We start from the raw sequence: 13,064 nt of genomic DNA, 5'->3' as shown, positions 1-13,064 counted from the left end.
GAAAACTACGGGGAATTGATGGGGTGAAGAGTATTTTAATTGTTTCTCTGCAGTCAACACTACTCTAGAGATAAAAAAGGTTAGTGGCAATGTTCCACCCCGGCCTTGCGGTCCATATGACAGCAGCGGCCGGGGGGCGAGCTTTTGCGGCAGCCGCCCCCATGATCAAAATCAGCCGCAACGGCCACCGGGCCAGACAGGCTGACCGCCAGCAGAACCACAAACAGGCGGATACCGGACGACAGAGACATGACACCCCCCAGAACCGAGACATCGGAAACCGGGTCAACTCTATCATAAAGTGTTTTTCGAAATAAAACCCTTATCAGGGGTGCTTACATGCCCCTTTGGTGATCTTATCGACAATCCTGCGGTCAGCCCGCAGACCGATGCCCACCACTTTGGCATCTTCCGGCCCGAATGCAGAGAACACCTGACGGTTTTCGGCATCATGATTAGAGGTGAACATTTCTTCGATAAACAGCGCGGTCTTCACCTCACGTTCCAGTGACCGGCGGTGAATCACTGCCATCTGCGCAGCATCCGCCGCCAGCACCACCACCGGCTGGATCGACAGGCGATGGTATTCCTGACCGCTGCGGTCAAAATAAGGGGCTCCGATCACCTCCGGCGCCCCTGCCACCACCCCGGACATCAGAAAAGCGGTCACATTCAGCTTCTGCCACACCGGCAAATCATCACGCAGAACCATTGCAATCTTGGTCTCAAACATCAGACTGGTCTCCTGCTGCCCCGGGCGCACACGTGGTCCCCGGTTCTGTGCGGCCCCCCGGTTCTGTGCGAAACGGGCAGACACGCGATAACCACGGGGAGCCCGGAGGGAATGACCGATCCAGTACCCTACCCCGCCCCGGGCGGTCTTGAACGTTCGTGCGAGCGGGAAGAAACCCTGCGCATGGTCCGGACTGAAACCCACCCGGATCTGGAGGCCCTGCACGCCCGCTTCACCGGCGATGTCTTTGAGCCCCACCGCCATGACAGCTACGCCATCGGTCTGACACTAGGCGGGGTGCAGCGGTTTTTCTATCGGGGGGAGGAACGGCGCAGTATGCCGGGGCAGATTCTGGTTCTGCACCCGGATGAAGAACACGACGGCGGTGCAGGCAGCGATGCTTCGCTGGTGTATGCGATGCTGTATGTTTCCCCGGCACTGGTGACGCAGGCCATGCCGGGCGGGCGCGGGGCGTTGCCCTTTGTCCCGGCCCCGGTCCTGACAGATCCCGCGCTTCAGTCCGGCCTCATCGGGGCTTTTTCAGCGCTGGAGACCGCCACCGCCGCCCCCCGCCCGGAGGACGAACTGGCCCTGACCGCCCTGCTCGCCGGAATCACCGATGCCCTGTGTCGCCACAGCGACAGCAGGGCCGGGGGCCGACCCGGCAGCAGGGTACCCCTGCGACAGGTGGAACGGGCCCGCAGCCTGCTGGATGACGCGGTGGCGGCCCCCTTGTCGGCTGCCGACCTTGAAGCGGCGACGGGACTGGACCGTTTCAGCCTGTCACGGGCCTTCCGGGCGGTTTATGGCACATCCCCGCACCGCTATCTGCTGATGCGGCGCCTGACCTTTGCCCGCCGCCTGATTGACGGGGGCCTGCCACTGGCACAGGTGGCGGCAGAGGCCGGGTTTGCCGACCAAAGCCACCTGACCCGGCATTTTAAAAAAGCCTTCGGCCTGACACCGGGGCGCTGGAACAGCCTGTCCTCCGGCACCGGAGCCGCCGCCCCCCTCCTGACTCTGCCCTGAGTTATCCCTTGGTGGCGAACAGGGGCTTGGTGCTGCCCGCATTCATCGCCGGGCGGTCAGGATCCAGTGCTGTCAGTGGCTGACATTCCACCATGGCGGTAGCGCTGCGGCGGGCCAGCGTCTGGTAATCACGGGTGCCTGCAGTCTTCCAGCCGTATTCCTCATCGGTCACGGCGCGCATGACCTTGCCCGGCACCCCGGCCACCAGAGAGCGGGGCGGCACCTTCAGCCCGGCTTTGACGAAGCACATTGCCGCGACGATGCTTTCCGCGCCGATCTCGGCCCCGTCCATCACCACACTGTTCATCCCCACCAGCGCCCCCCGGCGGATAATGCAGCCGTGCAGCACCGCACCGTGACCGATGTGGCCATCCACCTCCACCAGTGTTTCCGTCCCCGGAAAGCCGTGCATGGTGCAGTTATCCTGAATATTTGCCCCTTCTTCCAGCCGCAGCCGCCCAAAATCACCGCGCAGGGAAGCGCACGGCCCGACATAAACGCCGGGGCCGACGATCACATCACCGATCAGAACGGCGGTGGGATGAACATAAGCCGTCGGATCAACCACCGGGCGCACACCATCAAGGGCATAAAAGGGCATCAGACATCCTCCTGCGGGTCAGGCCCGGTTCAGGGCGGGCGCTGTTTTTTCCTCAGCGCAGCAGCCAGCGGCTGAAGGCGGGGGGATGAGCATGCGGCTGCATCGGCACACAGCGCAAGCCCCGCTGCGACAGCTCCGCCAGAATATGCCGGGTCAGGGTCAGACTGACCTCGGCCCGGACCGGGCTGTCAATGTCATAAGCCAGCTCATGCATCAGCAGGACAGTGCCCGGCAGATCAGGCCGGTCCAACGCCTGACGCACACGCTCCGGTGCCGCAGCCTCCACCTGTCCGGCTGTCGCACAACCCGCCGCCAGACCGGGATCGTCAAAGTGGCCCGACCAATGGGCAATCTGCCCCTGCGGCCACAGCCGGCGCAAGGTGGCATGAACCCGGGGGTTCCGGTATCCCCCGGCATACGGCAGACGGATCAGATACGGGACCGGAGTGGGGCGGAATCTGGATAAAATCTCTTCGCAGCGGGCCATATCCGCAATCAGCTGATCCGGCGCAACCCGGTCCAGCCGGATATGCTCCCAACCATGGGCATAGACCGCATGCCCGGCGGCAACCATCGCCCCAACCAGATCCGGCCGGGCCGCCACCCGGACCCCGGACAGAAAAAAGGTCGCGGTGGCCTGATGCGCCGCCAGAAGATCCAGCAGGGCCGGGGTGGTTTCCTCTGTCGGGCCGTCGTCAAAGGTCAAAGCCACATCCGCCACGGGAGAAGAAACCGGCAGACGACGGACGATTGGCAACCATCGGCCCGATAGATCAAATTTCATGTTTTCTTCTCATCAACTCTGCAATAGATAAAAGCAATATGCGCTTCCACCCAGCGTTTGAGCAATCCACAGGGTCGTCACAGACCCGGCCGGAACGCCTGCGGAAAGGTGTATCGGGTGATCAGCATCGGGCATAGTGGATCCATAAAAATATGTAAATGCACGTTTACGATAACAGTTCGCAAAACGGGTTGAAGACTGTCTGAATATCTGGGTAGATCTCACTCTGGGGACAGGCACTTTCTGCTGTCAGGGGAAGCTAAAAATCATGCGTATCGTAATTGCCGACGATGGAATTCCATTCGACGGCGATTCTTTCGGGAAAGGCCCCCTTGGCGGGGCGGAAAGCTGTGTCGTATGGCTGGCGGAAGCCATGGCCGCGCAGGGCCATGAGGTGATCTGCCTGACCCGGTGCCAGCAGACCGTTCTGCGCGCCGGGGTCCGCTGGGTTCCCCTGTATGATGCGCCGGCCTGGACCTCGACCGCTGTTGATCTCTTTATTGCCAACCGTGGCAACAAAGTGCTGGATCTGGCCGCCCAATGGGCCGCACCGATCCGGCGGCTGGTCTTCTGGATTCACAATCCGGCCCGCTACCTGATGAAACGGCGGTATCTGTGGCGGATCTGGCGACAGAAACCGATTCTGGTGTTTCTGTCACAGGCCCATGCCCGAACCTATCCCGGTTGGGCGCCCGGACGGCGGGCGGTGATCCCGCACGGTGTTTCCCCCCTGTTTTCGCCGCAACGGCACACGACGCCACCTCCGCCGCGTGCGGCCTATCTCTCCAACCCGCACCGTGGGCTGGGGCTGCTTTTGGACCTGTGGGAAAAGCGGATTTTGCCGCGCCTGCCGCAGGCGGAACTGCATCTGTTCACCGGCAGTGCCATCATGGCGCGATCAGAGGCTGATCTGCCGGAAACCGCCGCTCTGCTGACCCGGGCCGGGCACATGCCGGGGGTAACCCTGCATGGGGCGGTTCCGCGTGAGCAGCTTGCTGACCGGCTGAACGGAATGCGGGCCTTCTGCTATCCGGCGGTGGTGGAGGAAAGTTTCTGTCTGGCCGCAGCAGAGACGCAGGCCCTTGGCCTGCCCGGCGTGGTGACAGCCCTTGGCGCCCTTCCGGAACGGGTCATCAACGGCAGCACCGGCTTCGTGACGCCTGACAATGACTGGAATGCCTTTGCCGAGGCTTTGCTGGCAGTGCTGGAGAAAGACGTGCTGTGGTCCCGCCTCCATCAGGCCACCTGCGACGGGCCGGTGCGGCGCTGGGCTGATGTGGCCCACGATTTCATCCGTCTGGCCGATTAAAAAGACCGGGCGGCGGACATCTCTGCCCGCCGCCCGGCTTAAAGAGATCAGCTGCCTGTTTCAGGCAGCCTTACTTTTCAACAAAGGCCTTCTCGATGACATAGTGGCCCGGCGCGCTGCCGCTGCCCTCTTCCAGCCCCATGTCTTCCAGAATCTGGACCATATCGGTCAGCATGGCCGGGCTGCCGCACAGCATGAAGCGGTCATCATCCTTATTCGCCGGGGGAAGACCCAGATCTTCCATCAGCTTGCCGGATTTGATCAGGTCGGTGATCCGGCCCTGATGCACATGATCCTCACGGGTGACGGTGGTGTAGTACATCAGCTTGTCGCGGACCATATCCCCGATAAACTCATTATCGGGCAGATCGCGGGTGATGTAATCGGCATAGGCCAGCTCGGCCACTTCCCGGCAGCCATGCACCAGAATGACTTTTTCATAACGCTCATAAACATCAGGATCTTTGATGATGCTCATGAACGGGGCCAGACCGGTGCCGGTGGCCAGCAGATACAGATGCTTGCCCGGCAGCAGGTTATCCTGAATCAGGGTGCCCACCGGCTTGGTGCCGATCAGCACCGTATCCCCGACCTCAATCTTCTGCAGATGCGAGGTCAGCGGACCATCGGGCACCTTAATGCTGAAGAATTCGAGGTTTTCCTCGTAATTGGCGCTGGCCATCGAATAGGCACGCATCAGCGGTTTGCCGTTGATCTGAAGGCCGATCATGGCGAACTGACCGTTAATGAAACGGAATCCGGCATCACGGGTGGTCTTGAAGGTGAACAGCCGGTCAGTCCAGTGATGAACGTAGGTGACACGTTCCTGACGAATGTTGCTCATGGGTCTGCTCTGTCGTCCGTAACAACACAAATGGGGTGGAACAACGCAAAAAGGTCAACCGACTGATCCGGCCTCTCTCGGGGGGCCTGCTGGGCAGGGGCAGTCCCGACGGATCACAACGGTGACGTTCTCCTCTGTTTGCGCCGCAAAAGCCAGCGCGAAGTGCGCAGGGCTGCTCCGCCCTCCGAAAACGGTCAGCGGCAGCACTATCGTTGATTTTCTCCATTCCGGCAAAGGAAAATTATTCCGAAAGAACATTTTTTTATTGTTGTATCATCACAACACTCTCTTCCTGCAATAAGATCATGATGCCAAAAGGGGTTAACTGAGGAAGAACCCATAACAGCACAGATGACGGCCCCGTACTTATCAGTCAGGATAAGCCCCGGGCAGAACAGGGAGTGGTTACGATGACAGGTCCTTCTTCGGGCTCCACGGTACAGGCCGTAGCCGAGTCGATCACCGAGGCGGTGCGGCAGGGCCAGCTGGCACCGGGGCAGCGCCTGATCGAGGCAGATTTCACCCGGCGGCTGGGCGTCAGCCGCAGTTCCGTGCGGGAGGCCTTCCAGCGCCTGACCGCCGATGGCCTGCTGTCTTTTGTCCCGAACAAAGGGGTGACAGTTCGCCAGTACAGCCGCAAAGAGATCAACGATCTGTTTCAGGTCCGCGCTGCACTGGAAAGTCTGGCCGTGCGGCTCGCCACGCCTGCTCTGGCCGCAAGCCCCGCTGCCCTGCATGACGTGGTGGAAGCCCTGACCGCAGCCGAACTGATGGGCGATACCGTCGCCCTGTCAGAGCAGAACCGCCGCTTTCACGATGTGATCGTCAGCGCTGCCGATAATCCGTTGCTGTCCCAGCAGTTGGAGCGATTGCGCAACAGCGTCTACTGGCTCCAGTTCCGCGTTTTGGTTGACCGGGATTCGATGTACCGCACCAACCAGCAGCACCGGGACATGGCTGCAGCCATTCTCGCGGGCCAGTCCGCTGATGCTGAAGCGGTGATGCAGGCCCACGTCACGCTCGCCTGCACCCTGATCCAGAACCTGCCGGACGCCCTTTTTGCGGTTGAACTCTGAAAGCGGCGGGCGAAGAATACCTAAGGGGGTTTTTATAACAAATTTCTCCTATTCGGAACCGTCCGGCGGCTGGTCTTTCGACCGCCGATCCGCTACCCTGACGCACACGAATGATCCGACCACCGGGGGAACGACCGGGGGACGGATAAAGACCCGGCAAGCGGAAGGATCAGGCCGCCCTTTCTGCCGGGACAGACTGTAAAAAAGGTCCTCTGGGGGGAGGATCTTATGGGGGGAACCATATGAAAAACGCCGCTCATGGACCATGGTCAGGCCACAGGCTGACCCGTGCCGGAGTCCTTCTGGCGGGCCTGCTGGTGACCGGACAGGCCACCGCCGCCGAACCGCCCGCCGTGTTTGTGCCTGCCGTGGTGCTGTCGGTCGGTGCCGTCCCGGTGCCGCCACCGCCGGGGGGAGCCAAATACACCCCGGAACCCAGCTTCAATGACACCATCCGCCGGGGGGCGGAGCGGTTCAGTCTGGAAAGCGGGATCGCGGTGCGGACCGTCATTGATGATGCCAGCCGCGATCCGGCTGAGGTGCTGCGGGATCAGGTCCGGCAAGGGGCGACACTGGTGGTCGCCGTCGCCGGAGCACACCGCCATGCCACCGCCGTTGAAACCGTGGCCGCAGAATACCCGACAGTCCGGTTTGTGCTGCTGGATGCTGAAGTCCAGCGCGCCAATGTCACCTCCATCGTTTTCCGTGAACAGCAGGCGGCCTATCTGGCCGGCGTGGTTGCCGCCGGTCTCAGCCGCAGCGGCATCATCGGCTTTGTCGGCGGAATGGATAATCCGGTCATCCGCCGCTTCCGCTGTGGGTATGAGGCCGGTGCCCGGCGGGTTCAGCCCGGCATCTCGGTTCTCGGCTCTTACGTCGATGTTTCCTCTGCCGGTTTCCGGTCACCGGAAAAGGCAGCAAAACTGGCGCTGATGCAGATTGACCGTGGCGCTGACGTGCTGTTTGCCGCCGCTGGCCGGTCCGGGATCGGTGTTCTTGATGAAGCGGCGGAACATGGCCGCTATTCCATCGGCGTTGATGCCAACCAGAATGGCCGACACCCCGGCATGGTCCTGACATCAGCCCTGAAACGGGTGGATATTGCGGTTTACCGGGCCCTGCGCGACGGCCGCAACGGCACCCTGCGGCCGGGCATACAGGCGCTGGGCCTGTCGGAAGATGCCGTCGGGCTGGCACAGGATGAAAACAACGCGCTGGTGGTCCCCGAGGCCGTGTGGGAACAGGTGGATGCCGCCCGGGATACGATTCTGTCCGGTCAGGCTGGGGGGCTGGAGAAGTGCGACTGACCCAGGCTTTCAGTCTGAAAACCAAACTGATCGCCGCAATCACCCTGATTGTGCTGATTGTGCTGTCTGCGGTCGGGCAAGCCCTGCTGGCCGTCACCCGCGCTGACGCCGTGGTGTCTGATGCCATGCTGCGCCGCCTGCCCGAAGCCCTGCTGGTGGCCGAACTGGGCCGCCGGACCGAAGCCGTTCTGGGCGCGGGGCGGGAGCTGGCCGCCGCCCGTGGCGAGTTTGACCGCGAAGGCATCATGTTTGCGGTGCATGAGCGGCTGGTCGCGCTGGACAGCACCATCTCGCGCCTGCGCGGCAGCACCACCCCGTCAGCCGCCCTGCAACAGCTGGAAGATAACCTCGATCTGTTCCGGGTACAGGTACAGGCCCTGTCCGCCCTGTCATCCGACATCCAGCGGCTGGACAACCGGCTGTTCCAGCTGAGCGAAGACCTGCAGCGCAGCCGCGACCGGACTCTGGAAAAAGCCGGACCGCTGCCGGAGCTGCAGAACGAGCGGCTGTTCGCGGCAGCCTTTGCCGTGCTGACCGCCGACGGTGCCGATGCCGTAACCCAGCGCGGGGAACAGTTCCGCGCTCTGGTGGCCGGTCTGGGGAAAAGCGGCAGCCCGGCCCGGGTCGGGGACAGCGCCGCCCCTTACCTGCAGGAGGCGGTTCTTGGCCCGGCGGGCATCGTACAGTCCCGGCTGACCCTGCTGCAGCTGCGGCAAAAGTGACGGTCGCCGTCCGCAAGGTGGACAGTCAGGCCCAGCGGCTGGCCGCAGTCAGCAGCCAGTACCAGAAGGAGATTTCCGGCCAGACCCGCCAGATGGTGCAGGAAATCAATGCCCAGACCCAAAGCAGCAACACAATGCTGGCAACGGTGGCCGTACTGGCGGTGATCGCCATCATCATTCTTGCCTACTATCTCGAGGTTCGGGTTCTGTCCCGGCTGCAACGTCTGCGGCAGGCCATTGACCAGTTCGGGACCAGCCGGTCTTTTGATGCCGCCATCCATGGCAATGACGAAATCGCCGGAATCGCCCGGGCCTTCCTGCAGCTGGCACGGGAGATCAGCAGCCGTGAAACCCAGCTGGTGGAAATCGCCCACAGCGACCCGCTGACCGGTCTGGCCAACCGCCGCCGGTTCATGGAACGGTTTGACACGCTGTCCCGCCGCCGCCGCCCCGGTGACGCCGCAGTTGCCCTGCTGGTGATCGACATCGACCATTTCAAGGACGTCAACGACCGCTACGGCCATCTGGTCGGGGATGAATGCCTGCGCCAGATTGCCCGGGTGATTGAGCGGTCAATCCGCACCACCGATCTGGTCGCCCGCTTCGGCGGCGAGGAATTTCTGGTGCTGTGTACGGACATCGACACCGAAGGCGCGGTGGTGGTGGCCGAAAAAATCCGTAAAGCAGTGGAAGACACCTCTGTCACCCTGACCGATCAGGGGGTCACGGTCCGGGTCACGGTCTCGGTCGGCGTTGCTGCCGTGCCACCGGATGCCCCGGTCCAGTCGCTGGATTTCGACATGATGATGGAAGCTGCCGATGTTGCCGTCTACGATGCCAAAAAAAGCGGCCGCAACTGCATCCGCCTGTCAGACTCTCAGGTCGCCCGCCTGACCGGCTGACACCGGCAGGCCCCAGACCGGGGGGGGGGCCGACCGCCGGGTAAATAATGATGGCGGTCCGGGCAAAAGCAGCCCATATGTGAAACCCGATCCGCCGCTTTCCCTTAAAACAGCCGGGGCTGCATCATGACCCTTCCGCATCTTCAGGCCGCTGCCGCCATCCCCGAGCTGTCGTGGCAGACCCTGACCTGTGAGGCAACCCGCCTGAGCCGGAAGGAACCTCTGCTGCAGCCGGTTCTGTCAGCCCTGCTGCCTGATGACGGCTCCCTCGCCGGGGCAGTGGCCGGTATTCTGGCCGGGGCCCTGTGTGCCCCCGGCATGGATGTGGCGGCCCTGTCCGCGCTGTTCCACGAAGTGCTGTCGCAGGAAGCCGTCAACACCGCGCTGACCCGCGACCTGCAGGCCGTGCGCGACCGTGACCCGGCCTGCACCACCTATCTGCATGCCCTGCTGAACTACAAGGGTTTTCAGGCCCTGCAGGCCCACCGTATCGCCCATGCCCTGTGGACCCACGACCGGATGGAACTGGGGGCCTGGGTGGCCAACCGCACCTCAATGGTGCTGGGGCCAGATATTCACCCCGCCGCCCGCATCGGGGCGGGGATCATGCTCGACCATGGCTCAGGGATCGTCATCGGTGAGACGGCGGTGGTGGACGATGACGTCTCGATCCTGCAAAACGTCACCCTCGGCGGAACCGGCAAAGTCACCGGCGACCGCCACCCGAAAGTACGGCGCGGCGTGATGATCGGCGCTGGTGCCAAGATCATCGGCAATATCGAAATCGGCGAGTTCAGCAAAATCGCAGCGGGCAGCGTGGTGCTGAAACCGGTGCCGCCGCGCTGCACCGTCGCCGGGATTCCGGCGCAGGTGGTGCGCATCCATGGCACCACAGAAATGCCCGCCCTGTCGATGAACCAGACCATCTGACGCAGAACCGCCCCGCGGCCCTTCTGGGTGGCGGTCTGGATGCGCTGCTGTTTGTCACAATTGGTGGAACCGTTGTCCTGTCACCGGACGGCTGATCTGTGGAATGACGGGTGCACAACCTCTTTCAATCTCGGAGCCCGCCATGCTGGAGTTACGCCCCAACTGCGAACTGTGTGACCGTGATCTGCCCCCGGACTCTGCCGAGGCCCGGATCTGTTCTTACGAATGCACCTATTGCGCTGACTGCGTGGAAACGATCTTACACAATGTCTGCCCGGCCTGCGGCGGCACTTTTGTCCCGCGCCCGATACGGCCCCGGCACGCGTGGCGGGCCGGCAAAATGCTTGGCCTGCGCTATCATCCGGCCAGCACCACCCGCAGACACAGCCCGTTCTCGGCGGAAGAGATTGCCGACCATTCCGCCCGGATCCGGGACCTGCCCCCGGATCAGCGGTAAGCCCCCCTGAAACGGAAACGCCCCCCGGAAATCGGGGGGCGTCCTTACGGGTTACACCGCTCTCAACGGCGTCTGTGCAATGGCCAGACGTGCCTTCGATGTCAAAGATTCCGGCGCGATCACTTTGGCCTTTTCGATCGGGAATATGAGCAGTGCCGCCCCGGTTGACTCTTTTGCAGCCAGCAACGCCTGCGGCGACATCAGCACAGAAATCCCGAACATGACGGCCGTTTCGCCATCATCGTGTGTCCGCACCTGGTTGCTTTCAAACGCAGCCCCATACAGAGGCTGAATTGCCTTGATCGGAGCATCAAGGAATGCCGCACTGTTGATCTTCTTTTTAATACTACGGTTCTCGAACTGCACAGATCCAAAGACATCATACCGCTGATTGATAACATTGGTGACACCCGGCGATTTAGCCCGGTCCAACAACAGAATATTCTGCCCATCCGTGAAGGAGGCGAATGTGGAAATGCGGGTTCCGTTGATGATAACCCGTGTCGCATCGTAGTTTAGATCTGTTTCATTTTGGACCTTCCAGTCCGGGGGAATACAGAAGTTCAAAACATTAGCGAATTGATCCTCAAGATCCCGCGGAGTCTTGGCGGCAAAATCGTCAGGCAACATGGCAACGCCCTGCTGGACAGTTGTCATAATTGCAGGATCGACGATCACGTTACTGCGACTGTCCAGAGAAAATTCAACCGAAGATGCACTCGGATCATAAAGATCCTTAGCAATCTTCGCCAATCTTTCTGCAATATTACCGTTCCATAGGTTGCCCACCCGGCTCTCAAGCTGCAAAGAGTCGAGGCGGTTTTCGGGGCGTAGAGTTTTATTCACCTGCAGAAAAAGCGCTATCATCTGCTGCTGATTTTCTTCGGTATCGAGCTGATATTGGTAATTGTTCAGGGTCCGTATAGGCTCCTCAACAGCGCTACGATGGCGGCAAAAAAGGTATGGAATCAATTCTCCGCCATTAATCTCAGCCGCTAAGGCCGAGCCACCGGCTTCATACATCAGCCATGGCGACCCTTTGATATTTTCTGGCGACAAAACTGAAATCGCAACCCTGGTTTGCTTTAATTTCTCGCGAATCTGCTTTTCGAAACTACCAGCCCCGAGACTAGCGGCAGAGAAAAAGATCTCAACCTGCTTCTTACCAGAGTAGAGCGTTGTCAAAGCATCGTACAGAACCTGCCCAACCTGAGCAGTAAACCGCTTTGAATAAGAAATGAAAATCGTATCAACAGCTGCTGTCTCAGTCACAGGTCCCCCTACGCCCGTCTCTGCGGGCATATATCCTATTGCAGACATGCAGTTTGAGTCGGCACCCCGATCAAATGCACTCATAAAGTGCATTATCAGAACACATCAATCAATGCGATTTTATCGGTGTTCCGTCTTTCTTCCAAACGGCCAGAAAGACCGGGGCTCTTCCGGCCGAAACCGCTGAAACAGGCCGGGATCTGTCGGGTCAACCTGCAACCCTGACGGCAGCGGCGCACCCGGATCCAGCACCCAGTGGCCGATATCCCGCAGCACCACCTCTGCCGCCCGGTCCCGGGTCAGCATGTGCCAGCCATCGGGATACAGCACAAACCGCTGGCCCTCTGCCGCGTCCAGAGTCCGGGCGGCTGTCAGCGTCGCTTCGGCGGGCACGATCTCGTCATGGGCGCCATACAGCCACAGCACCGGCCCCCGCAGGGATGGCAGACGGTCCAGTGCCAGATCCATCAGGTCGGTGGCCCCATACAGGGCTTCCACCCGCGCCCCCTTCAGCACCAGCGGGTCCTGTGCCAGCGCCGCCAGCATCGGGTGGTTATCAGACGGCCACAGGTTCAACCCCCGCCCCCCCATGGTCATACCGGGGGCAACCCGGCCCATGACCGCCAGCGCCGCCCGGGCGGACCACGGCAGGGCTTTTCGCCCCAGCACACCGGGGGCGGAGAGGATGACGCCATCGACCGGCAGGGCCTTACCGCCGGTCATCGCCGTCACGGCCACCGCCCCGCCCATGCTTTCGCCCATCAGGATCAGGCGGGTATCCGGCCAGCGGGCATGCAGGGCGGCCAAACCGTCGCGGGCATCCTGTGCCATCTGCTCTGCCCCCGCCCAGCGCCCAGCATCGGGATTGGCCCCGAACCCCCGCTGATCGTAGGCGTAAACCGCCACCCCGAGATCCGTCAGCCAGTCACCGACCTCGGCAAAGGCATTGCTGTAGTCGTTGAACCCATGCAGGGCCAGCACCACGGCTTTCGGCGGCGCATCCGCCTGCGGCAGCCAGCGGCGCAGCGGCAGGGCATGGCCATCACGGGCGATCAGGGTGGTTTCAGTCAGATGCGGAACAGTCACGGCAGCCCCCGG

The 13,064-nt window shown here is 61.8% G+C and carries 15 protein-coding genes; 8 read left to right on the top strand and 7 right to left on the bottom strand.

What is annotated here, in order from left to right:
• Positions 1 to 80: 80 nt before the first annotated feature.
• Both G365_RS23810 and G365_RS0110915 read right to left on the bottom strand, forming a co-directional pair.
• Complete coding sequence (locus tag G365_RS23810; protein WP_019645566.1) at positions 81 to 251, bottom strand: hypothetical protein; 171 nt, start codon at positions 249 to 251, stop codon at positions 81 to 83.
• Between the two features lie 74 nt (positions 252 to 325).
• On the bottom strand, positions 326 to 733 hold the full coding sequence (locus G365_RS0110915; RefSeq protein ID WP_026345277.1) for a DUF2000 family protein: 408 nt from the start codon (positions 731 to 733) through the stop codon (positions 326 to 328).
• Between the two features lie 111 nt (positions 734 to 844).
• On the opposite strand from G365_RS0110915, the gene G365_RS21200 reads away from it, so the two are divergent.
• The gene (locus tag G365_RS21200) at positions 845 to 1,762 is read left to right on the top strand and encodes an AraC family transcriptional regulator (RefSeq protein ID WP_155976227.1); all 918 of its coding nucleotides are present in this window, start codon (positions 845 to 847) and stop codon (positions 1,760 to 1,762) included.
• A 1-nt stretch (position 1,763) separates the two neighbouring features.
• On the opposite strand, the gene G365_RS0110905 is transcribed toward G365_RS21200, so the two are convergent.
• Together G365_RS0110905 and G365_RS22955 are read right to left on the bottom strand one after the other, a co-directional pair.
• Entirely contained in the window at positions 1,764 to 2,363 is a 600-nt protein-coding gene (locus tag G365_RS0110905) for a hypothetical protein (protein WP_019645563.1), read from the bottom strand.
• Between the two features lie 52 nt (positions 2,364 to 2,415).
• Entirely contained in the window at positions 2,416 to 3,147 is a 732-nt protein-coding gene (locus tag G365_RS22955; RefSeq protein ID WP_026345276.1) for a polysaccharide deacetylase family protein, read from the bottom strand.
• Positions 3,148 to 3,415: 268 nt separating this feature from the next.
• Here G365_RS22955 and G365_RS21190 point away from each other — a divergent pair, with 268 nt between their 5' ends.
• The gene (locus tag G365_RS21190) at positions 3,416 to 4,456 is read left to right on the top strand and encodes a glycosyltransferase family 4 protein (RefSeq protein ID WP_019645561.1); all 1,041 of its coding nucleotides are present in this window, start codon (positions 3,416 to 3,418) and stop codon (positions 4,454 to 4,456) included.
• Positions 4,457 to 4,526: 70 nt separating this feature from the next.
• Here the strand turns inward: G365_RS21190 and G365_RS0110890 are convergent, their stop codons facing one another.
• Complete coding sequence (locus G365_RS0110890) at positions 4,527 to 5,300, bottom strand: ferredoxin--NADP reductase (RefSeq protein ID WP_019645560.1); 774 nt, start codon at positions 5,298 to 5,300, stop codon at positions 4,527 to 4,529.
• 410 nt (positions 5,301 to 5,710) lie between these two features.
• Here G365_RS0110890 and G365_RS0110885 point away from each other — a divergent pair, with 410 nt between their 5' ends.
• From G365_RS0110885 to G365_RS0110860, 6 genes are all read left to right on the top strand, one after another.
• Entirely contained in the window at positions 5,711 to 6,376 is a 666-nt protein-coding gene (locus G365_RS0110885) for a GntR family transcriptional regulator (RefSeq protein WP_019645559.1), read from the top strand.
• A gap of 242 nt (positions 6,377 to 6,618) precedes the next feature.
• Positions 6,619 to 7,683, top strand: coding sequence for a BMP family lipoprotein (locus G365_RS21185; RefSeq protein ID WP_019645558.1), 1,065 nt, complete (start codon positions 6,619 to 6,621; stop codon positions 7,681 to 7,683).
• Complete coding sequence (locus tag G365_RS0110875; RefSeq protein ID WP_019645557.1) at positions 7,674 to 8,405, top strand: hypothetical protein; 732 nt, start codon at positions 7,674 to 7,676, stop codon at positions 8,403 to 8,405. Before G365_RS21185 ends, G365_RS0110875 begins: the two co-directional genes overlap by 10 nt.
• Positions 8,402 to 9,307, top strand: coding sequence for a GGDEF domain-containing protein (locus G365_RS22950; RefSeq protein WP_019645556.1), 906 nt, complete (start codon positions 8,402 to 8,404; stop codon positions 9,305 to 9,307). Before G365_RS0110875 ends, G365_RS22950 begins: the two co-directional genes overlap by 4 nt.
• 126 nt (positions 9,308 to 9,433) lie before the next feature.
• Positions 9,434 to 10,237, top strand: coding sequence for a serine O-acetyltransferase (cysE, locus tag G365_RS0110865; protein WP_019645555.1), 804 nt, complete (start codon positions 9,434 to 9,436; stop codon positions 10,235 to 10,237).
• A 142-nt stretch (positions 10,238 to 10,379) separates the two neighbouring features.
• Positions 10,380 to 10,694, top strand: a complete 315-nt coding sequence (locus G365_RS0110860; RefSeq protein ID WP_019645554.1) for a DUF1272 domain-containing protein — start codon at positions 10,380 to 10,382, stop codon at positions 10,692 to 10,694.
• Positions 10,695 to 10,745: 51 nt separating this feature from the next.
• Here the strand turns inward: G365_RS0110860 and G365_RS23805 are convergent, their stop codons facing one another.
• A complete protein-coding gene (locus tag G365_RS23805; RefSeq protein WP_155976226.1) occupies positions 10,746 to 11,966 on the bottom strand; it encodes a TIR domain-containing protein in 1,221 nt (406 codons plus the stop codon).
• A 120-nt stretch (positions 11,967 to 12,086) separates the two neighbouring features.
• A complete protein-coding gene (locus G365_RS21175; RefSeq protein WP_245554738.1) occupies positions 12,087 to 13,052 on the bottom strand; it encodes an alpha/beta hydrolase in 966 nt (321 codons plus the stop codon).
• Positions 13,053 to 13,064 lie beyond the last annotated feature (12 nt).

The sequence above is a fragment of the Novispirillum itersonii subsp. itersonii ATCC 12639 genome, assembly GCF_000381985.1.
Taxonomy (GTDB): domain Bacteria; phylum Pseudomonadota; class Alphaproteobacteria; order Rhodospirillales; family Rhodospirillaceae; genus Novispirillum; species Novispirillum itersonii.
The sequence above is the reverse complement of the archived record's forward strand: the minus strand, read 5'-3'. Positions and strand labels throughout refer to the sequence as shown.

Coding starts and splice junctions, on each gene's coding strand:
- G365_RS21185 (WP_019645558.1), top strand. CDS start 6,619: ATGAAAAACGCCGCTCATGGACCATGGTCAGGCCACAGGCTGACCCGT.
- G365_RS22955 (WP_026345276.1), bottom strand. CDS start 3,147: ATGAAATTTGATCTATCGGGCCGATGGTTGCCAATCGTCCGTCGTCTG.
- G365_RS0110890 (WP_019645560.1), bottom strand. CDS start 5,300: ATGAGCAACATTCGTCAGGAACGTGTCACCTACGTTCATCACTGGACT.
- G365_RS0110915 (WP_026345277.1), bottom strand. CDS start 733: ATGTTTGAGACCAAGATTGCAATGGTTCTGCGTGATGATTTGCCGGTG.
- G365_RS0110905 (WP_019645563.1), bottom strand. CDS start 2,363: ATGCCCTTTTATGCCCTTGATGGTGTGCGCCCGGTGGTTGATCCGACG.
- G365_RS23810 (WP_019645566.1), bottom strand. CDS start 251: ATGTCTCTGTCGTCCGGTATCCGCCTGTTTGTGGTTCTGCTGGCGGTC.
- G365_RS0110860 (WP_019645554.1), top strand. CDS start 10,380: ATGCTGGAGTTACGCCCCAACTGCGAACTGTGTGACCGTGATCTGCCC.
- G365_RS21190 (WP_019645561.1), top strand. CDS start 3,416: ATGCGTATCGTAATTGCCGACGATGGAATTCCATTCGACGGCGATTCT.
- G365_RS0110885 (WP_019645559.1), top strand. CDS start 5,711: ATGACAGGTCCTTCTTCGGGCTCCACGGTACAGGCCGTAGCCGAGTCG.
- cysE (WP_019645555.1), top strand. CDS start 9,434: ATGACCCTTCCGCATCTTCAGGCCGCTGCCGCCATCCCCGAGCTGTCG.
- G365_RS21200 (WP_155976227.1), top strand. CDS start 845: ATGACCGATCCAGTACCCTACCCCGCCCCGGGCGGTCTTGAACGTTCG.